The sequence below is a fragment of the Arthrobacter sp. NicSoilB8 genome (genome assembly GCF_019977355.1).
Classification (GTDB): Bacteria; Actinomycetota; Actinomycetes; order Actinomycetales; family Micrococcaceae; genus Arthrobacter.
Genome location: NZ_AP024655.1, coordinates 1,498,861 through 1,516,469, shown reverse-complemented (window position 1 = coordinate 1,516,469; position 17,609 = coordinate 1,498,861). Strand labels below are relative to the sequence as shown.

17 protein-coding genes and 1 tRNA gene are annotated in these 17,609 nt (G+C 66.9%); 6 read left to right on the top strand and 12 right to left on the bottom strand.

Annotation, left to right across the window (positions count from 1 at the left end):
* The first annotated feature begins 187 nt into the window (after positions 1 to 187).
* The 4 genes from LDO15_RS06750 to LDO15_RS06735 all read left to right on the top strand — a co-directional run bounded on the left by LDO15_RS06750 (position 188) and on the right by LDO15_RS06735 (position 4,107).
* A complete protein-coding gene (locus LDO15_RS06750) occupies positions 188 to 1,405 on the top strand; it encodes a histidine kinase (RefSeq protein ID WP_223985278.1) in 1,218 nt (405 codons plus the stop codon).
* Between the two features lie 35 nt (positions 1,406 to 1,440).
* The gene (locus tag LDO15_RS06745) at positions 1,441 to 2,160 is read left to right on the top strand and encodes a LytTR family DNA-binding domain-containing protein (RefSeq protein ID WP_223985275.1); all 720 of its coding nucleotides are present in this window, start codon (positions 1,441 to 1,443) and stop codon (positions 2,158 to 2,160) included.
* The gene (locus LDO15_RS06740; RefSeq protein WP_223985273.1) at positions 2,157 to 2,564 is read left to right on the top strand and encodes a hypothetical protein; all 408 of its coding nucleotides are present in this window, start codon (positions 2,157 to 2,159) and stop codon (positions 2,562 to 2,564) included. The genes LDO15_RS06745 and LDO15_RS06740 overlap by 4 nt, the downstream gene beginning before the upstream one ends.
* Before the next feature lie 79 nt (positions 2,565 to 2,643).
* A complete protein-coding gene (locus tag LDO15_RS06735; RefSeq protein WP_223985271.1) occupies positions 2,644 to 4,107 on the top strand; it encodes a cation acetate symporter in 1,464 nt (487 codons plus the stop codon).
* 152 nt (positions 4,108 to 4,259) lie between these two features.
* Here the strand turns inward: LDO15_RS06735 and LDO15_RS06730 are convergent, their stop codons facing one another.
* The 6 genes from LDO15_RS06730 to rpsB all read right to left on the bottom strand — a co-directional run bounded on the left by LDO15_RS06730 (position 4,260) and on the right by rpsB (position 9,296).
* On the bottom strand, positions 4,260 to 4,886 hold the full coding sequence (locus LDO15_RS06730; RefSeq protein WP_223985269.1) for a DivIVA domain-containing protein: 627 nt from the start codon (positions 4,884 to 4,886) through the stop codon (positions 4,260 to 4,262).
* 32 nt (positions 4,887 to 4,918) lie between these two features.
* Positions 4,919 to 5,836, bottom strand: coding sequence for a phosphatidate cytidylyltransferase (locus tag LDO15_RS06725; protein ID WP_223985266.1), 918 nt, complete (start codon positions 5,834 to 5,836; stop codon positions 4,919 to 4,921).
* Positions 5,836 to 6,393, bottom strand: coding sequence for a ribosome recycling factor (gene frr / locus LDO15_RS06720; protein WP_223985265.1), 558 nt, complete (start codon positions 6,391 to 6,393; stop codon positions 5,836 to 5,838). The genes LDO15_RS06725 and frr overlap by 1 nt, the downstream gene beginning before the upstream one ends.
* A 131-nt stretch (positions 6,394 to 6,524) precedes the next feature.
* Positions 6,525 to 7,262 carry a UMP kinase gene (pyrH, locus tag LDO15_RS06715; protein ID WP_090576522.1) on the bottom strand — a complete coding sequence of 246 codons (738 nt, stop codon included), beginning with the start codon at positions 7,260 to 7,262 and terminating at the stop codon, positions 6,525 to 6,527.
* Positions 7,263 to 7,436: 174 nt separating this feature from the next.
* Entirely contained in the window at positions 7,437 to 8,273 is an 837-nt protein-coding gene (gene tsf, locus LDO15_RS06710; protein WP_223985264.1) for a translation elongation factor Ts, read from the bottom strand.
* Between the two features lie 132 nt (positions 8,274 to 8,405).
* On the bottom strand, positions 8,406 to 9,296 hold the full coding sequence (rpsB, locus tag LDO15_RS06705) for a 30S ribosomal protein S2 (RefSeq protein ID WP_223985262.1): 891 nt from the start codon (positions 9,294 to 9,296) through the stop codon (positions 8,406 to 8,408).
* Positions 9,297 to 9,780: 484 nt separating this feature from the next.
* Here rpsB and LDO15_RS06700 point away from each other — a divergent pair, with 484 nt between their 5' ends.
* Entirely contained in the window at positions 9,781 to 10,431 is a 651-nt protein-coding gene (locus LDO15_RS06700) for a M23 family metallopeptidase (protein WP_223985260.1), read from the top strand.
* Positions 10,432 to 10,535: 104 nt separating this feature from the next.
* On the opposite strand, the gene LDO15_RS06695 is transcribed toward LDO15_RS06700, so the two are convergent.
* From LDO15_RS06695 to LDO15_RS06670, 6 genes are all read right to left on the bottom strand, one after another.
* Positions 10,536 to 11,726: an acyl-CoA dehydrogenase family protein gene (locus tag LDO15_RS06695; RefSeq protein WP_223985258.1), complete on the bottom strand. Its 1,191-nt coding sequence runs from the start codon at positions 11,724 to 11,726 to the stop codon at positions 10,536 to 10,538.
* Between the two features lie 201 nt (positions 11,727 to 11,927).
* Positions 11,928 to 12,004 (bottom strand) — tRNA-Ile (locus tag LDO15_RS06690).
* 177 nt (positions 12,005 to 12,181) lie between these two features.
* Complete coding sequence (locus tag LDO15_RS06685) at positions 12,182 to 13,378, bottom strand: glycosyltransferase (protein WP_223985255.1); 1,197 nt, start codon at positions 13,376 to 13,378, stop codon at positions 12,182 to 12,184.
* A 105-nt stretch (positions 13,379 to 13,483) separates the two neighbouring features.
* A complete protein-coding gene (locus LDO15_RS06680) occupies positions 13,484 to 14,386 on the bottom strand; it encodes a DMT family transporter (protein ID WP_223985253.1) in 903 nt (300 codons plus the stop codon).
* A complete protein-coding gene (locus LDO15_RS06675) occupies positions 14,386 to 15,009 on the bottom strand; it encodes a CDP-alcohol phosphatidyltransferase family protein (protein ID WP_223985251.1) in 624 nt (207 codons plus the stop codon). The genes LDO15_RS06680 and LDO15_RS06675 overlap by 1 nt, the downstream gene beginning before the upstream one ends.
* 55 nt (positions 15,010 to 15,064) lie before the next feature.
* Entirely contained in the window at positions 15,065 to 15,943 is an 879-nt protein-coding gene (locus LDO15_RS06670) for a phage holin family protein (protein WP_223985249.1), read from the bottom strand.
* Positions 15,944 to 16,127: 184 nt separating this feature from the next.
* On the opposite strand from LDO15_RS06670, the gene LDO15_RS06665 reads away from it, so the two are divergent.
* On the top strand, positions 16,128 to 17,351 hold the full coding sequence (locus LDO15_RS06665; RefSeq protein WP_223985246.1) for a multidrug effflux MFS transporter: 1,224 nt from the start codon (positions 16,128 to 16,130) through the stop codon (positions 17,349 to 17,351).
* Positions 17,352 to 17,609 lie beyond the last annotated feature (258 nt).

The following is a 17,609-nucleotide window of genomic DNA, read 5'->3' as shown; positions in this document are numbered from 1 at the left end:
TGACTGCAATCACTGTGTACCGTGACGCGCATTACGTTCCAGATCCCGGGCAGCCTGCGTCGCTCAACGGTCCCGCTGCTGCGCCAAACGGCAGCCTGCGGACACAAATCAGGCCCAACACCGGTACGCCCCCGGTTCCGCGCCGCCCAACGCCGGCCGTCCCGGAACCGACGGTAGGCTGAGCACCATGCCGGACTCTCCCTTGTTCACCGCCGCGGCCGTCGCGGTGATCGCCATGGCGATCGCGGTGGTCGTCGCCGTCGGACTCAAGGTTCTGCGTTCCTTCCGGGACCTCGGCACCGATGCCGAGCGGGCCACGTACACGACACTCCACGCCGCCTCCCGCGCCGGCCAGTACCTGCGGACGGGCCTGAACCCTGCCGGCGCGGCCAAGGCCAGCCGGCAGCTGCGCAGCATCCTGGGCTGCGATGCCCTCGCCATCACTGACACGACGGGCGTTCTTGCATGGGATGGCGCCGGAGAGGAGCTCAAGCCGGCCCTGATGGGGCTCGCGTCAAAAGTGCTCGACGGCGGCCACCTCGCCGTGATTCCGGCGGGCGAACTCCAGCTGCTGGCCGCCGGCGAAGGCGGCCGGCCGCTGACGCCGGAAGTGGAGCGCGCCGTCGTGATCGCCCCGATCAAAGCCGGCACCCGGGTGGTGGGCGTGGTGGCCGCGTTCGCCCCGGCCGCGGGCGCGGGACTGGTCCGGGCCACCGGGGAGGTGGCGGACTGGGTGGCCACCCAGGTGGAGCTGGCCGAACTCGACGCCAACCGCACGCTCCTGATGGAAGCCGAGGTCCGGGCCCTCCGCGCCCAGATCAGCCCGCACTTCATCTACAACTCGCTCAACGCGATCGCGTCCTTCATCAACACGGATCCGGTGCGGGCGCGGGAGCTCGTGGTGGAGTTCGCCGATTTCACCCGATACTCCTTCCGCCGCCATGGCGACTTCACCACCCTCGCCGAGGAGCTGCGCTGCATCGACCGGTACCTGCTCCTGGAGCGGGCCCGGTTCGGGGACCGCGTGCAGGTGAGCCTGCGGATCGCACCGGAGGTCCTCAGCACCGTGATCCCGTTCCTGAGCCTGCAGCCGCTGGTGGAGAACGCGGTCCGGCACGGCCTGGAGGCCAAGGAGGGCCCGGGCCACATCTCCATCACGGCGAACGACGCCGGCGCATTCGCGGAGGTGACGATCGAGGACGACGGCGTGGGCATGGACCCGGACCAGCTGCGTTCCGTCCTGGCCGGGCACAGCGACGGCGACCACGTGGGGCTGCGCAACGTCGACGCCCGTCTGCGGCAGGTGTACGGGGACGACAACGGCCTCGTGATCGAGACGGCGCCCGGCGAAGGCACCCTGATCACGATGCGCGTCCCCAAGTCCCAGCCGCGGCACGACGCCTGAGCGGGTCAGAATGGCTGCGGCAGTACGCTAGTGCCATGATTAACGTCCTCGTCGCCGACGACGAGCTCCCCGCCGTAGAGGAACTGGCCTTCCTGCTGGGCAGGGATGACCGGATCGGCGCCATCTACCGGGCCTCCTCGGGCGCCGAGGCCCTGCGGGCCCTTGAAGCCGAGGACGTCGACGCCGTCTTCCTCGACATCCACATGCCGGCGCTGTCCGGGCTGGACATCGCCCGGGCCATTTCGCGCAGCGCCCGCCCGCCCGCCGTCGTCTTCGTGACCGCGGACGAGGACTGCGCGCTGGAAGCCTTCGAGCTCGCGGCCGTGGACTACCTGCTTAAACCGGTGCGCGCCGAGCGGCTGGCACGCTCGATCGGCCGCATCAGCGAACTCCTCAAGGACGGGGCCCGGGCCCCCGAAATGATCACCGTGGACCTCGGCGGGACCACCAAGATGATCCGGCGCGAAGACGTCACCTACGTCCAGGCGCAAGGCGACTACGCCCGGCTGCACACTGCCGATGCGAGCTATCTCATCAGGGTACCGCTGGCCGACCTCGAACAGCAGTGGGCCGACGCCGGGTTCCTGCGCATCCACCGTTCCTACTTGGTCGCGCTGAGCCACGTCAGCCGCATGTTGCTCGCCGCAGCGCGGCCCAGCGTCACCGTTGCCGGCGCCGAACTGCCCATCAGCCGCCGCCATCTGCCGGCCGTCCGGGAAAAGCTCGGCGCAACGCGCATCCGGCCACAGGCATGACCCGGGTCCGGGTCACAGCCCCGCGGACCGTCAAGGCGGGCAGCGCCACATCGGGCAGCATCACACCGAACAGCCCCGGGGTGACCGGCGGGCGCTCCGCGGCAGCCTCGCGGGAGGCGGAGGAGGAATCCGACGCCGGGCAGGTGTTCGTCCGTTCGCTCATCCGGTCCCAGCTCCGGCTGGGCCTCGTGGTGGCCTTGGGTTTCCTGCTGATCCTGCTGGCTTTCCCGCTGATGTTGGGGCTGGTCCCGGGCCTGGCGGACTCCACGATTGCCGGCCTTCCCTTCGACTGGGTCCTGCTGGGCGCAGGGATCTATCCCGTGATCGGCCTCAGCGCCTGGCTGTACGTGCGGACCGCGGCCAGGAACGAGGCCCGCTACCGCGACCTCGCCGGCGACAAATGACCCAACAGGCGACGCGCCCGCCGGGCGGCCACATGACAGGACGCGTGGGCAGCCATCTGAGGGGCCGGGTGAGCGTGCGGTGAACCCCGTCGTCGGCGTGGCCGCCTTCGCCGCCGTCTCGCTCGCCACGGCTGTTATCGGCTTCTACGGGTTGCGGGTCTCGCGCACCACGGGGGACTTCTATGTGGCCTCCCGGACGGTCAAACCGTGGTGGAACGCCTCGGCGATCGGCGGGGAGTACCTCTCGGCCGCGAGCTTCCTGGGTGTTGCCGGGCTCATCCTGCTGTCCGGCACCGACGCCCTGTGGTATCCGGTGGGCTACACGGCCGGATACCTGATGCTTCTCTTATTCGTCGCCGCTCCCCTGCGACGCTCGGGCGCCTACACGATCCCGGACTTCACCGAGGCGCGCCTGGATTCGCATGCCGTCCGCCGCGTCACAAGCCTGGTGGTGGTCCTGGTCGGCTGGCTCTACATCGTCCCGCAGCTCCACGGCGCGGCCCTGGCCCTGCGGATCACCACCGGGCTGCCGGCATGGGTGGGCCCGGTGGCGGTGGTCGCCGTCGTCTGCATCACCGTGGTGGCGGGCGGGATGCGCTCCATCACGTTCGTCCAGGCGTTCCAGTACTGGCTCAAGCTGACCGCGCTGGCGGTGCCCATCGTGTTGATGCTCCTGGTGCTGGGCGGCAGCAACGCCCCCGCCGCGCCTCCTGCGGTAAACCCGACGGCGCTGGCGCCAACGGGTCCCTATCAGATCATTTCGCTGCTCGTGGCCCTGCTCTTCGGGACCCTGGGACTGCCGCACGTGCTGGTCCGTTTCTACACGAATCCGGACGGCCAGTCCGCCCGCCGGACCACCCTGATTGTCCTGGGCCTGCTCTCGGTCTTCTATTTGTTCCCGACCGCGTACGGCATGCTCGGCAGGGTGTTCGCCCCCGATCTCGCCCAGAGCGGCCAGGCCGATGCCCTCGTGCTGCTGCTGCCTGGCCGGGTGGTCGGCGGGGCGGCCGGGGACCTCCTGACCGCGCTCGTGGTGGCCGGGGCCTTCGCGGCGTTCCTGTCGACGACGTCGGGCCTGGTGGTCTCGCTGGCGGGCGTGATCAGCCAGGACGTGTTTGGCGGCAGCGTGCGGGGCTTCCGGCTGGCGGCGCTGATTTCGGCGCTGGTCCCGCTCGGAATCGCGTCCATGACCGAATCCCTGGCCCTGGCCGGCAGCGTGGGACTCGTGTTTGCCTTTACCGCATCCACGATCTGCCCGGTCCTGCTGCTGGGCATCTGGTGGCGGGGGCTGACGGACGCCGGGGCAATCGCCGGCATGGCGACGGGCGGCGTGCTCTGCGGCGGCGCGATGGTGGCCGGCTCGGTGCTGGGTGCGGCACAGACGCCGTCATGGCTGGCGCAGCCCGCCGCGTGGACGGTGCCGGCCGCGTTCGCCGTCACGGTCCTGGTGTCACGGGCCACCCGGGGCCGGGTGCCGCGGACAATGACGCGGCTCATGACCCGGCTGCACACCCCGGAACGGCCGCTCGCGACGGAACGCTGATCCGGCGTCGGACGGTTCTGGCGGGTGCGCCGTGCGGCGGAGCTGCCGCCTCGACGGTCAGGCGGCCGCAGCGGAGCGACGGCAGAGGCCCAGCGGCCTGCGGTCAAGCGGCCGCCACAATTGGCCTCCGGCGGCCGCAGCCTCCGGCGGGATTAGTCGATGGCGGCCATGAGCTCGACGGCGCGCTCCAGGAACGCGTCCACCTGGCTTTCCTCGTAGCCGTCCCGGCCCACGGCAGGGCGGAACACGGCGCGCCGGACGTTGTCGACGCTCAGCGGCTGATCCTCCTCGAGGTAGCCGATCAGCTCGTGGCACAGGTCATCAACATCGGTGGTGTTGTAGCTGCGGGCCTTGGGCTTGGACGGGCGCCGGAAGCGCTGGCCGTCGGGGCGGTGCAGGCGTCCGCGCAGGACGCCGGCGAGCCGGCCGATTTCGCGCAGCCAGGCCTCCTCGCCGCGTTCGGCAACAAGCTCGTCGCGCTCCCGGCGGGCGAGGGCATCTTCGAGCCGGTCCAGCGCGGCGTCCACCCCGGCCGCAGCGTAGCCGCCCTTCACCGGGTCGAAGGAAACGGCGCGGACGTCAGAGCTCTTGACCGCGCGTGCGGCCGAGCCCGGAGCTTCGAATGACACCCGTGCGCGCTGCAGGAAATCGTCGACCTGCTTGGCGTTGTAGCCATACTGGTTCCGCTGCACGCGGTCAAAAGACGCAGGTATCTGCCGTTGAATGTCCACTGTTAGTTTGTTCCTTTGATGCCGTTCGGCTGGTTTGCTCGGCACCATTCTAGGCGCCGGGAGTGCTGGTGCGGATGTGCCTAGGCGCCAGCGACGGCCGAAAAGAGGATGAAGGCCGCCGGCGAGGCGAAAACGATCGAGTCCAGGCGGTCCATAACGCCTCCGTGGCCGGGGAGGATGCTGCTCATGTCCTTGATTCCGAGCTCGCGCTTGACCATGGATTCGGCGAGGTCGCCGGCGGTGGCGGCCGCGACCATGCCCACGGCGAGCACGACACCGACCCACCACGGCTTGCCCAGCACGAAGACCGTGGCGAGCACACCGACGACGACGGCCCCGGCGATGGAGCCGGCGAAGCCTTCCCAGGTCTTTTTGGGGCTGATTTTGGGGGCCATCGGATGCTTGCCGAGGGACGCGCCCACGAGGTACCCGAAGGTGTCGTTGGCCACCACCAGGAGCAGCAGCGTCGCGATCTGCCAGGCGCCCGGCGGGATCCCGTCAGGCCAGAGGCCGATCGGCGTCTCGCCGTCGGGCGTGTGCAGCAGCAGGGCCGCGAAACTGATCAGGAACGGCACCCACGATAGGGTGAAGACCCCGGCGAAGATGCTGCGCGCCGATCCGGCGGCGCCTTCAAGGGTCCGCCACAGCAGCACCGCCACGCTGCTGGCGAGCATGGCAAACAGCAGGCTTTCGAGACCGCCGAAGTAGGCCGCGATCGGCATGGCCACCGTGCCCACCATCACCGGGACGATGGGCAGACGGGTGCCCGCGGCCTCCAGCGCCCGGAAGATTTCCCAGACGCCGAAGATCGCGAAGGTGGCGGTGACCAGAACGAAGCCCAGTGGAAGGAACAACAGCCCGCCCAGGACACACACGAGCATGCCGACGCCGGACACGGTGGCGGCGGGCAGGTTCCGGCCCGCTTTGGGCGTCGGGTTGTCGCGCTGTTTCCCCCGTCTCCGGACGCGCGGGCCGGAGGACTCCTTTGCCTGATCCATCAGACCTCGAGCAGCTCAGCTTCCTTGCGCTTGAGCAGCTCGTCGATCCCGTCCACGTGCGCCTTGGTGATGGCGTCCAGTTCCTTCTCGCCGCGGGTGCCTTCGTCTTCGCCGGCTTCGCCGTCCTTGACGAGCTTGTCCAGCGTTTCCTTGGCCTTGCGGCGGATGTTGCGGATGGACACCTTCGCGTCCTCGCCCTTGGACTTGACGATCTTGACGTATTCCTTGCGCCGTTCGCTGGTCAGCTCGGGAATGGTGATCCGGATGACGTTGCCGTCGTTGGAGGGGTTGGCACCCACCTCGGAGTCGCTCAGGGCGCGTTCGATGTCGCGCAGGGCCGTCTTGTCGTACGGGGTGATGAGGATGGTGCGGGCATCCGGGACCGCGAAGGAGGCCAGTTGCTGCAGCGGCGTCGGGGTGCCGTAGTACTCGACGATGACCTTGTTGTACAGGCCAGGCGTCGCGCGGCCCGTCCGGATTGAGGCGAAGTCTTCCTTGGCTACCTCGACTGCCTTGTCCATCTTGTCCCCGGCTTCGAGCAAGGTTTCTTCGATCACGGTCTCTCCTCAGATATTGGTGCGTCCCGGCGGCCGGGGCGCGGCACGTCTTCTTGTGCGCCCGTGTCTTCCGCCTGGCGCCTGTGTTTTCCGCCTGGCGGCGGAAGGTCCTGAAAACATCCTAGCCGTTGCTAGGGGGTGACGACGGTGCCCAGGTCTTCTCCAAGGATGGCGCGGGTGACGTTGCCCTCGCCTTCCATGCCGAAGACCACCATCGTGAGGTTGTTGTCCTTGCACATGGTCATTGCGGTCTGGTCCATCACGCGGATATCGCGGCGGAGGGCGTCGTCGTAGCTGAGGCGGTGCAGCTTCTCCGCCGTCGGGTCCTTCTTCGGGTCAGCAGTGTAGACGCCGTCGACCCCGCTCTTGGCCATCAGGACTACGTCGGCGTGGACTTCCATGGCGCGCTGGGCAGCCACGGTGTCCGTGGAGAAGTACGGCAGGCCGGCGCCGGCGCCGAAGATGACAACCCGGCCCTTTTCCATGTGGCGGATGGCGCGGCGGGGAATATACGCCTCGGCGACCTGGCCCATGGTGATTGCGCTCTGCACGCGGGTTTCCACCCCGGCCTGTTCCAGGAAGTCCTGGAGGGCCAGGCAGTTCATGACGGTTCCGAGCATGCCCATGTAGTCGGCGCGGGAGCGGTCCATGCCGCTCTGGGAAAGCTCGGCGCCGCGGAAGAAGTTGCCTCCGCCGACGACGATTGCGACCTCGACGTCGGGGACTGCGGCCGCGATCTGCTTGGCCACGCCGCGGACGGTATCGGGGTCAACGCCCAGTTTCCCGCCGCCGAAGACCTCGCCGGAGAGCTTCAAGAGGACGCGGCGCCTGTTCTTCTTTGGCTGGGCTGAAGTGGTGACGGTTTCCATGGTGCCTTCCCGTTGGTGAACTCTGAGTTAGGTTATCGTGCTGGGCGCCCAAGGCGGCATTCCGGCCGTGGCAGGAACAGGTACCTCGTGCGTGCATGCAAAAGGGGTGGCCACCGTGGTGACCACCCCCTTAGCGTGTCTGACTAATGTCTGACTGGTGTCTGACGTGTCTGACTAGGAACCGACGCGGAAGCGCGAGAACGCGGTGCCCTTGACGCCGGCCTCTTCGAGGATCTGTGCGACAGATTTCTTGGCATCCTTGGCGAATGCCTGGTCGAGGAGAACCTCACCCTTGTAGAAGCCCGTGACACGGCCTTCCACGATCTTGGTCATGGCTGCTTCGGGCTTGCCTTCAGCCTTGGCAGTCTCCTCGGCGATGCGGCGTTCGGACTCGACGAGCTCGGCCGGCACATCCTCACGGGAAAGGTAGTTCGGGGACATCGCGGCGATGTGAACGGCGACGTCGTGGGCTGCGGTGGCAGCTGCTTCGCCTTCGCCGTCAACAGCGAACAGGACGCCGACCTGAGCCGGGAGGTCCTTGGAGGTCTTGTGCAGGTAAGCGTCGACCGTCGCGCCCTCGATGCGGGAGATGCGGCGGACAACAACCTTTTCGCCCAGAACGGCGCCCTCTTCGATGACAACCTCGGACAGCGGCTTGCCGTCGACGTCGGTGGCCAGCAGGGTTTCGAGGTCGGCGGCGCCGGACTCGACAGCAACGGCCAGGACCTTGTCGGCGAGCTGGATGAACTTGTCAGCCTTGGCGACGAAGTCGGTCTCGCAGTTGACTTCGATCATCACGCCGACGCCGTTGGCGACCTTGGCAGCGACCAGGCCTTCAGCGGTGGAACGGCCTTCGCGCTTGGTGGCGCCCTTGAGGCCCTTGATGCGGATGATTTCGATGGCCTTTTCGGCGTCACCGTTGGCTTCGTCAAGAGCCTTCTTGACATCCATCATGCCGGCGCCGGTGCGCTCGCGCAGAGCCTTGATATCAGCGGCAGTGTAGTTCGCCATGTGAACCCCTCTGTCTAGAAATTTATGTGGTGTACGGACCGACAGGACGGCTGCTCACCCAGTGAGCGGCCATCCTGTCGGTACCCCCATGCACCGGAGCGCATGTGGGGAGATCCAGATTTACTTGTCTGACTACTTGGCTTCGTCGGCGGCCGGCGCTTCTTCAGCTGCCGGTGCTTCTTCAGCGGCGGGTGCTTCAGCAGCAGCTTCAGCAGCCGGTGCTTCTTCAGCGGCAGGCGCTGCAGCAGCTTCAGCCTTGTTGCCTTCGAGGAGCTCGCGCTCCCACTCGGCCAGCGGCTCTTCCGGAGCTTCCGTGGTGCCGGTGGCGCGCTGGTTACGGGCGATGAGGCCTTCAGCAACGGCGTCGGCGACAACGCGGGTCAGCAGGTTGACGGAGCGGATGGCGTCGTCGTTACCCGGAATCGGGAAGTCGACTTCGTCAGGATCGCAGTTGGTGTCCAGGATGGCCACAACCGGGATGTTCAGCTTCTTGGCCTCGTCGACAGCAAGGTGTTCCTTCTTGGTGTCAACGATCCACAGCGCGGACGGCGCCTTGGTCAGGTTGCGGATACCACCGAGGTTGGTTTCCAGCTTGGTGAGTTCGCGGCGAAGGAGCAGCAGTTCCTTCTTGGTGTATGCGGAACCGGCGACGTCGTCGAAGTCGATCTCTTCCAGTTCCTTCATGCGCTGGATGCGCTTGGAGACAGTCTGGAAGTTGGTGAGCATACCGCCGAGCCAACGCTGGTTGACGTACGGCTGGCCAACGCGGGTGGCCTGCTCGGCGATGGATTCCTGCGCCTGCTTCTTGGTGCCGACGAAGAGAACGGTGCCGCCGTGTGCAACGGTGGCCTTCACGAACTCGTAGGCACGGTCGATGTAGGACAGCGACTGCTGCAGGTCAATGATGTAGATACCGTTGCGCTCCGTGAAGATGAAGCGCTTCATCTTCGGGTTCCAACGGCGGGTCTGGTGTCCAAAGTGGACGCCGCTGTCAAGCAGCTGGCGCATAGTTACGACGGGCATGCCGACGCTCCTTCCGGCAGGTCATTCATGAGAGAGCCCATGGCTCTCTTACCCTGCCAATAGTTGACGGTTGTTTAGCAATCACCCGGGACGGGCGTTGCTCCTGGCATCCACTGCGCTTCCCATCCGTGCCATAGGGAACGGACCGCAGGAGGCGCAGTCCTCCGCAGCCGAAGTTTGTGGCTTCTTATGAGGAGGGCTGGATGCGCGTAGTCAGCTGCTGCTCCCCCGCACCCCTGAATGAGGCGTGCCGGCTTGGACAATCCGATTATCACGTCGTATCACGTCAGTGACCGTCGTAGTGAGCAAGCATGAGGGCACAGCAAACTGCTCCACCAAGTGTACTACAGCGGTCCCGCGCCGAAGGACCGTTTCGAGGAGGCTGCGGGGCGGGATTTCGCGGCTGGAGCAGTGGCCGGCGTGGTTGTCCACATAGCCGACCTTGGCGGTTCCGCTCTGCGCGCTGCCGCAGCAGGCTGGAGGCATGAACACCCCAGCCTGCCCCGCGGCATTGCTAGCAGAATTGCTCGCGGCACTGCTCGTGGCGCTGTCCCCCGCGCCCGGAATACTGATCCCCGGGGGTTCCTCCCCCGCAGCTTTAGTCGCCCCGGCTTTCGGCGCTGTAGCGGCATTCCCTGCCGCACCTGAGCTTGTGATTTCCAGATCCGGCGTCCGGGGCTCCCCCCGGGCCGGGCCAGTCGCGGCACCTTCCTGGAGTTGGCCGCTCCGGCCGCGGCCGGCGGTTCTGCGCGCTTTCGATCCCCCGGCCAAGCCGTGGCTCAGTGGTCACCGCGGTGTCGATGTCGAGGCCGCGCACGACGGCGCCCCGGTCATCTCGCCGGCGGCCGGGACGGTCAGCTTTGTCGGAATTGTGGTGGACCGGCCGGTGATCACGATCGATCACGGCAATGGACTCCGCAGCAGTTTCGAGCCGGTGGCCAGTGCCCTGACGGCGGGCTCCGCCGTGGCGGAGGGCGACGTCCTGGGCCAGGTGCAGACCGGCCACTGCGGCCCGGCGCCGCCATGCCTCCATTGGGGCGTCCGCCGGGGCGAGGAGTACGTGAACCCGCTGGCGTTCGTGACTGACATGCGACCCTCGGTCCTGCTTCCGCCCCTCGAGAGCGGCCCAGGATGAGCGGGCGTCGGGCGGTCTGGCGCCAAGGCGTCGCCCCGGCGTCGCCGCAAGGCGGCGAGGCGGCCCCCCGGCGTGGCGGCGAAGCGGCGCCCGAACGTCGCGCCTTAGACGATCGCGGAAATCCCCGTGATCGCCCGGCCGGTCACGAGGGTGTTGATTTCGTGCGTGCCCTCGTAGGAATAGATGGCTTCGGCGTCGGCAAACACTTTGGCCATCTCGAAGTCCGTGACGATTCCATTGCCGCCGAGGATGCTGCGGCCCAGGGCGACACTTTCGCGCATCCGCGCTGTGGTGAACGCCTTGGCCAGGGCGGACTGCTCATCCTTTGCCTGGCCGGCGTCCTCAAGCTGGGAAAGCCTGACCATCATGCCCATGGAGCTGACCGCGTTCCCGAGGATCTGCACGAGCTGGTTCTGCACCAGCTGGAAGGAGGCAATCGGGCGGCCGAACTGGCTGCGCTCCACGGCGTAGCGACGGGCGACGTCGAAGGCCGCGAGCTGCTGCCCCACCGCCTGCCAGGCCACGGCGAGGCGGGTTACTTTGAGCACCTTGTTCGTGTCGCGGAAGCTGTTGGCGTTGGCGAGCTTGAAGAAGTCCGGAACCACCACGTTGTCCAGGATGATGTCGGCGTTCTGAACCGTACGCAGCGAGATCTTGTTCTCGATCTTCGTGGCGCTGTAGCCCTCGGTCGTGGTGTCGACAAGGAATCCCTTGACCTGGTTGTCGTCGACGTCCCTGGCGTAGATGACCACCCAGTCGGAGAAAGTGGCGTTTCCGATCCAGCGCTTGGCCCCGTTGAGGATCCAGTTCCCGCCGTCGCGCCGGGCCGTGGTGCGCGTACCGCCGGCGACGTCGGAACCGCCGAGGGGCTCGGTCAGGCCGAAGGCCCCGATCTTCTTGAGCGAGTAGATATCCGGGAGCCAGGCGTCCTGTTGCTCCTGCGAGGCGAGGGCTTCGATGGAGCCGGTAAAGAGCCCGTCGTGGACCCCCATGAACGTCGCGATCGACGTGTCCGCACGGGTGGCTTCGGCGTGCAGGACTCCGGCGAAGAGGTTGGAGTAGCCCTGCCTTTTCACCGGGCTGACCAGGTCGATTTCGGCAAGCTTCGGGATCAGATCCATGGGGAACTCGGCGCGGTTCCAGCAATCGACGGCGATCGGCCTCACCTCGCGGGCCAGGAACTCCCGGACTTCTGCCAGCCTGTCCTGCTCCTTGGCGCTGAGCAGCTGCTCGAACGCGAAGAAGTCACCATCGGCGTAGGGCAGGTTGTGGATGTCGATTGCAGCTTTGGACATGATGTTCCTTCACTCGTGATCAGCGGCGACCAAAAGGCCGCGGGCTTCGCGCCTGCGGTATGTTACTGATCAGTAACTTACCGCAGTTCGGAAGTGCCTGCAAGCGCCGGGAACCACCATGCAAAGGGAGCCGTGGCCGACGTCGGACGTCAGCCACGGCTCCCGTGGACACGGAACCCGTAATGAGGGAAATCCGCAGAATGGTAGGGCTACTCGGACTTGAACCGAGGACCTTAGGATTATGAGTCCCGCGCTCTAACCAGCTGAGCTATAGCCCCCTGCGCCCGGAACCGGATCCGGCCCATTGGGCCGGACTAATTCCGGGCAAAAACACTCTAGCAATACTAGACGCATCACGCGTGGAGCCTGCCACCGGACGGCGGCCGGCCTGCACGCAACTGAACTGGTCGCGCCGGTGCGGGGCGCAGTGGGCGCCTCGGTACCAGGCGGCCTGCCTAGAGGACGAAGTCGTCGTAGCTCGCGCCGCGGTAGATGTCCTCGAATGTCTGCAGCGTGCGCGCGATGCCGTGGCTCTCCACCATTTCGCGGCTGGTCTTGCCCATCGCCTCGCGCTCGTCGGCGGGCAGCGAAAAGACGCGGGTCAGCTTCGCGGCGAGATCATCGCTGTCATTGGGGGTAAAGAGGTAGCCGTTCTCGCCGTCGCGCACGAGGTGCGGCAGCGCCATGGCGTCGGCCAGCAGGACCGGCGTCGACGCCGACATCGCTTCCAGGGTGACGAGGGACTGAAGTTCAGCCGTTCCAGGCATGCAGAAGACATCGGCCATGATGTAGGCCTTGCGGAGGTCGGCGTCGCTGGCCAGGCCGAGGAACTTGACCCTGTCGGTCAGCCCGAGCCGGGCGACCTGGGCTTCGAGGGCCGGGCGGACTTCTCCGCCGCCGACGATTTCCAAGTGGATGTCCAGGTCCTTCGGCGTCTTCGCGACGGCGTCGATCAGCACGTCCACGTGCTTCTCCTCCGCCAGCCGGCCGGCGAAAAGTACGGTCGGGCTGGCGTGGCGTTCCACAGTTTCGTCGGGACCCAGCTCGTAGGCGGCGGCGTCGATGCCGTTAGAGAGGGGCAGGACCTTGCGAAGGAAGGCATGCTGGTGCATGGCTTTTGCGGCGAGCGGCGTGGGTGTGGTCACAACGTCGGCTTGGCCCATGACCTTGCCCATGTCCCGCCAGGAGATACGGCCAATGATGTCTTTGAACCATTGCGGGAACGGCAGGAAGGGGTTCAGGTTTTCCGGCATGAAGTGGTTCGTCGCCACCACCCGGATGCCGCGGTTCACGGCCTCGTACAGGACGTGCTCGCCGATCATGTAGTGGCTCTGGATGTGCACTACGTCCGGCTGGATGCGGTCGAACAACAGTCCGATTTCCTTCTTGATCTCCCACGGGAAGGTGACCCGGAAGTACTCGTGCGTGGGCACGGAATGGGAGCGGAGGCGGTGCACGGTGGCCTCCTCGCTGAACTCGCTGTAGCTCGCTCCCTTGCCCGGGCGGCAGGCCAGGACATGCACTTTGTGTCCGCGGGCCGTCATGCCCTTGGCGAGGCGGTAGCCGAACTGGGCGGCCCCGTTGACGTGGGGCGGGTACGTGTCAGCGGCAATCAGGATGGTCAGCGGGGGCTGGTTGTCGGACTTGGTCACGTGAAGAGCTCCTGGTGGTCGCTGTGAGGACAGCTGGATCAATGGCGGCCGGCCGGCGGTCGGCGCAGGCGCGCCGGGCCTGCAGCCGAAGTCTGGACTGACGCCCTAGGACCTGCCCGCGGCCTTCCGCGCGTCCTTCTTGCGCTTGGTGACCTCCGGGTGGTGCCTGGAGAGGGCTATAACTCCCACGATAGCAAGCAATGCGGCCGTCCCCATGGCAATGGCCGTGACGGCTTGGACATCCGGACGCAGTTCTCCAAGAATGACGATGCCGATCGCGATGCCCACAATGGGGTCGATCACGGTCAATCCTGCGATCACGAGGTCCGGCGGTCCGCTCGAGTACGCGCTTTGGACAAACCACGATCCCAGAGCGCCGGCAGCAATAATCGCCACAACGCTGTACCACGGCACGTTCAGCAGGAACTGTCCGTTGGGGTCGAGCAGGTGCCTGCCGATGATGCGGGTCAGGACAGCCACGAAGCCGAACAGGACTCCGGCGCCGAGGATGTAGACGAAGGCGCTCATGCGGTGCCTGAACAGGACGGCGAGCGTGCCAAACGCCGCGACCGCCACGGCCAGGAGCAGCACGATTGTCAGCTCGTCCTCGCTGCTGACGTTGTGATTCTCCTGCGTCGCGGTGACGGCCAGCAGCACGAACAGCGCTGAGCCGGTCACGCAGAGCGAGATGGCCACGATTGTGGCCCGGTTCATGCTCAGACCTTGGTCCTTAGTGTTGACCACGGTGGTGATGACCAGGGCGATCGCGCCGATCGGCTGCACCACCGTCAAGGGTGCCATGACGAGGGCGATCGCGTTCATCCCCATCCCGACGCACAGCAGCAGGAACCCGCAAACCCAGCGCGGATTGCGCACGAGCCGCAGCAGGCCGTGGGTGCTCAGCGCCAGCCCGCCGGTGTCGGCCTTGACCGCACTGCCCTGGCGCTGTGCCCCAAACGCCAGGCAGAAGGCGCCAAGTACCGCAAGCAAAACCGCAAGCCAGACCATCAGTGGGAGCCGCCGTCGTGAGCCCGGAGTTCCCTGCCCTTGCCGATGATGGCCCAAACGTAGTTGTAGGCCGCGATCCAATGCCCCACGAGGCCCAGGCCCAGGAAGATCCACGCGACCGTGGCGTAGACGTCCGCGGCGGGCACCGGGAGCTTGGACAGCACCAGCAACGGAGTGCCCACCAGCAGCAGGCCCGTCCGGATCTTGCCGATGCGGCTCACCGGCAGGTCCGGGTGGCCGTGGAAATAGAACAGTGACAGGCCCAGCAGGACCGCGTCCGGGACCAGCAGCGCCGCGAGATACCACCACTCGACGACCCCGGCGATCACGAGGGTCACGGCGACCGCGATCAGGGAGAGCCTGTCGGCGATGGGGTCCATGACGCGGCCGAGGTTGGACATCTGGTTGAAGCGGCGGGCGATGTAGCCGTCCACCCAGTCGGTGCTGGCCATGACGGCGAGCACGAGGGCACCGTAACCGTACTCGTGCTCGGAGAGGACGAGCCAGATGAACAGCGGGACACCAAGGAAGCGCACCACGGTCAGGACATTGGGAATCGTGAAGACAGCGTCGCGGTGGACGAGGGGCTGCCCGGGCCGGGCGCCAGCGCCGATGAATTTCATCGATTCCCCCTTTCCGTGGACGGCAACGGTTTGGCGTTTGGGTGCAGGGATCTGCCTAGCCCTTGATCAGCTTGCGCACCAGGACGACCAGGGCGGCGCCCGACGCGGCCAGGAGCGCAAGGGGCTTCCAGCGCTGCCTGAGCTGGCCGGCCAGGCTCCCCTCTGCGGAGGCGGGCGGCTTCCCCGCCGAGGCCTGGGCTGAGGCGCGGAAGCCTGCGATTTTGTCGCTGAGCTGTTCCTTGCCGTCCTGCAGCCGCGCATGGGTGGCGGCCAGGAGGGCCTGGGCCTGGGTCTTGACGTCGAGTTCCCGGCCGAGATCGTCCCGCACACCGGTGAGATGCGTGCGGCGCTGATCCAGCCGACGTCGGAGTTCTGCCTCAGTGGGGGCGGGTCCGAGGTCGGGCTTGGCGGCAGCCTTGGCTTCCTTCTCTGCCTTCGCTTTGGCGGCGGCGGCCTCCTTGGCGGCCTTGGCGGCTTTGTACTGTTCGGAGTTCGGGTCCAGGACCGCTGCGTCGAATGCAGAGCCTTCCTTGGCGATACCAAGATCGTGCTTGAGGCCGCGGACCGTGTCCTCCGGGAGCAGCGGCAGGGCTGCCTTGAACTTGTTCAGTCCTATGAGCGCACCGATCGCGGCGATGATCAGGAAGACGGCGCTGACCAGCAGGGCCGCGAGCCACGCCGGCATGATCGTGGCCAGTCCCATGATTGCGGCAACGACGAGTCCGATCACCAGCAGTGCCACGAACACAAGCGCGACGGCGAAGAAGGCTCCGGCAATGCCGACCTGGACGCCCTTGCGCTTGATTTCGACCTTGGCCAGGGCGATCTCGTCATTGAGCTGCCGGGGCGCCAGCCTGGAGATCATCTTCAGGGTTTTCGGCAGCGCGGAAATCCGCAGCCCACCGCCTGTCCCGCCGCTGTGACGTCCGCTCATCGGTCCCGCCTAACTGGTGCCATCCGTCGTTCCGCTCCCGCGGGCTTGCCGGGTCTGGACAGCTTCGCACAGACCCCGGTGTCAAAACTATCATTTCGGCTCTTGGGAGCCCTTTTCGGGCAAGCCGTGGCGCGCCCGCGCAACCACCCGCCGGCCGCCCCTGCGGGCCCTAGGATGGACCTCTGTGAGCACACCCCCCAATCCCGGTGATTCCCTGAGCCGCCGTCGCAAGTTTCTCTATATTCTGACGCTCGGCGCTTTGACTGCCCTTGGGCCGTTCACGGTTGACCTGTACCTGCCCGCGTTCCCGGCCCTGGAAGAGAACCTCGGCGTTTCCGCGGCGGCGGTGCAGCTGACGCTGACCGGGACCACGATTGGGTTCGCGCTGGGACAGCTCGTGGTGGGGCCGCTGAGCGACAAGTTCGGCCGGCGGCTGCCCCTGATCCTGGCGACGGCGGTCCACATCACGGCGTCCCTGGGCGCCGCCCAGTCCACAGACATCGCCACCCTGGGTTTCTTCCGGGTCCTCATGGGCGTCGGGGCCGCGGGAGGCGGCGTGGTGGCCATGGCCATGGTCCGCGACCTGTTCAGCGGCTATGCGATGGTGCGGATGTTCTCGCGGATGGCCCTGGTCAACGGCCTGGCTCCGATCCTGGCCCCGGTCATCGGCTCCCAGCTGCTGTTACTGATGCCCTGGCCCGGCATCTTCTTGTTCCTGGCGGCCTACGGGACATGCGTCATCATCGCGGCCCTGTTCGTGATCCGCGAGACCCTGCCACCGGAGCTGCGCGGAAAAACCGGGCTGACCGCGAGCCAGCGCTACAAGGTGCTGTTCTCCGACCGGATCTTCGTGGGTCTGCTGCTGGTGGGCGGCATGAACTTCGCAGGCCTGTTCACTTATCTCTCCGCGTCGCCGTTCCTGTTTCAAAACGTCTACGGCTTCTCGCCCCAGCAGTACGGCTTGCTCTTCGGCATCAACTCCCTCGGCATCGTGGCCGGTGTCCAGACCAGTGCAAGGATCGTCAGGCGCGTCCCGCCGCAATGGATCCTGGCCTGTTCCACGGCCTGGATGTTCCTCATGGCCGTGCTGATTGTCATCTTCGACCAGCTGGGCTTCGGCCTGTGGGGCGTCTTGGTGCCCCTGTGGTTCTACATCCTCGGCGCCGGCTTCACGTTCCCCACCGTGCAGGTGCTGGCCCTGGCCAAACACGGTGCCCAGGCCGGTACCGCGGCATCCTTGCTCGGTGCGGCCACCTTCCTGATGGCGGGCCTGGTCTCCCCGGTGGTCGGCTGGCTCGGCGTCGAGTCCGCAACACCCATGGGCGCCGTCCAGGCCGTCTGCATCCTGCTCGCGGCGGCTGCGCTGTGGCTGGTCGTTCGGCCGAGCACGGTGCCCCCGATCCAGTAGGGCCCGCATCCCGCCCCGGGGGGACATGCTCATCGCTCGCGGCGAGGACGGGGCATGTCAAGCAATGCCAGCGGACCATCCCAGGGACATGCTCATTCTTCGCGCCCACCCCTGAGGGACATGTCCAGTCTTCGCGCCGGGGACTGGGCATAGTGGCATTATGTCCATGCGCCAAGGGCAGCACTGGGCATGTCCCGGCTGGCGCGGAAAGCGTGCCTGCGCAGCCCCGGGCGAGGACACGGCGCACTGCGGGCACAG

Excerpts from the sequence above, each read along its gene's own strand:
- LDO15_RS06750 (WP_223985278.1), top strand. The coding sequence starts at position 188 with ATGCCGGACTCTCCCTTGTTCACCGCCGCGGCCGTCGCGGTGATCGCC.
- LDO15_RS06745 (WP_223985275.1), top strand. The coding sequence starts at position 1,441 with ATGATTAACGTCCTCGTCGCCGACGACGAGCTCCCCGCCGTAGAGGAA.
- LDO15_RS06740 (WP_223985273.1), top strand. The coding sequence starts at position 2,157 with ATGACCCGGGTCCGGGTCACAGCCCCGCGGACCGTCAAGGCGGGCAGC.
- LDO15_RS06730 (WP_223985269.1), bottom strand. The coding sequence starts at position 4,886 with ATGGTGCCGAGCAAACCAGCCGAACGGCATCAAAGGAACAAACTAACA.
- LDO15_RS06725 (WP_223985266.1), bottom strand. The coding sequence starts at position 5,836 with ATGGATCAGGCAAAGGAGTCCTCCGGCCCGCGCGTCCGGAGACGGGGG.
- pyrH (WP_090576522.1), bottom strand. The coding sequence starts at position 7,262 with ATGGAAACCGTCACCACTTCAGCCCAGCCAAAGAAGAACAGGCGCCGC.
- tsf (WP_223985264.1), bottom strand. The coding sequence starts at position 8,273 with ATGGCGAACTACACTGCCGCTGATATCAAGGCTCTGCGCGAGCGCACC.
- rpsB (WP_223985262.1), bottom strand. The coding sequence starts at position 9,296 with ATGCCCGTCGTAACTATGCGCCAGCTGCTTGACAGCGGCGTCCACTTT.
- LDO15_RS06700 (WP_223985260.1), top strand. The coding sequence starts at position 9,781 with ATGAACACCCCAGCCTGCCCCGCGGCATTGCTAGCAGAATTGCTCGCG.
- LDO15_RS06695 (WP_223985258.1), bottom strand. The coding sequence starts at position 11,726 with ATGTCCAAAGCTGCAATCGACATCCACAACCTGCCCTACGCCGATGGT.
- LDO15_RS06680 (WP_223985253.1), bottom strand. The coding sequence starts at position 14,386 with ATGGTCTGGCTTGCGGTTTTGCTTGCGGTACTTGGCGCCTTCTGCCTG.
- LDO15_RS06675 (WP_223985251.1), bottom strand. The coding sequence starts at position 15,009 with ATGAAATTCATCGGCGCTGGCGCCCGGCCCGGGCAGCCCCTCGTCCAC.
- LDO15_RS06670 (WP_223985249.1), bottom strand. The coding sequence starts at position 15,943 with ATGAGCGGACGTCACAGCGGCGGGACAGGCGGTGGGCTGCGGATTTCC.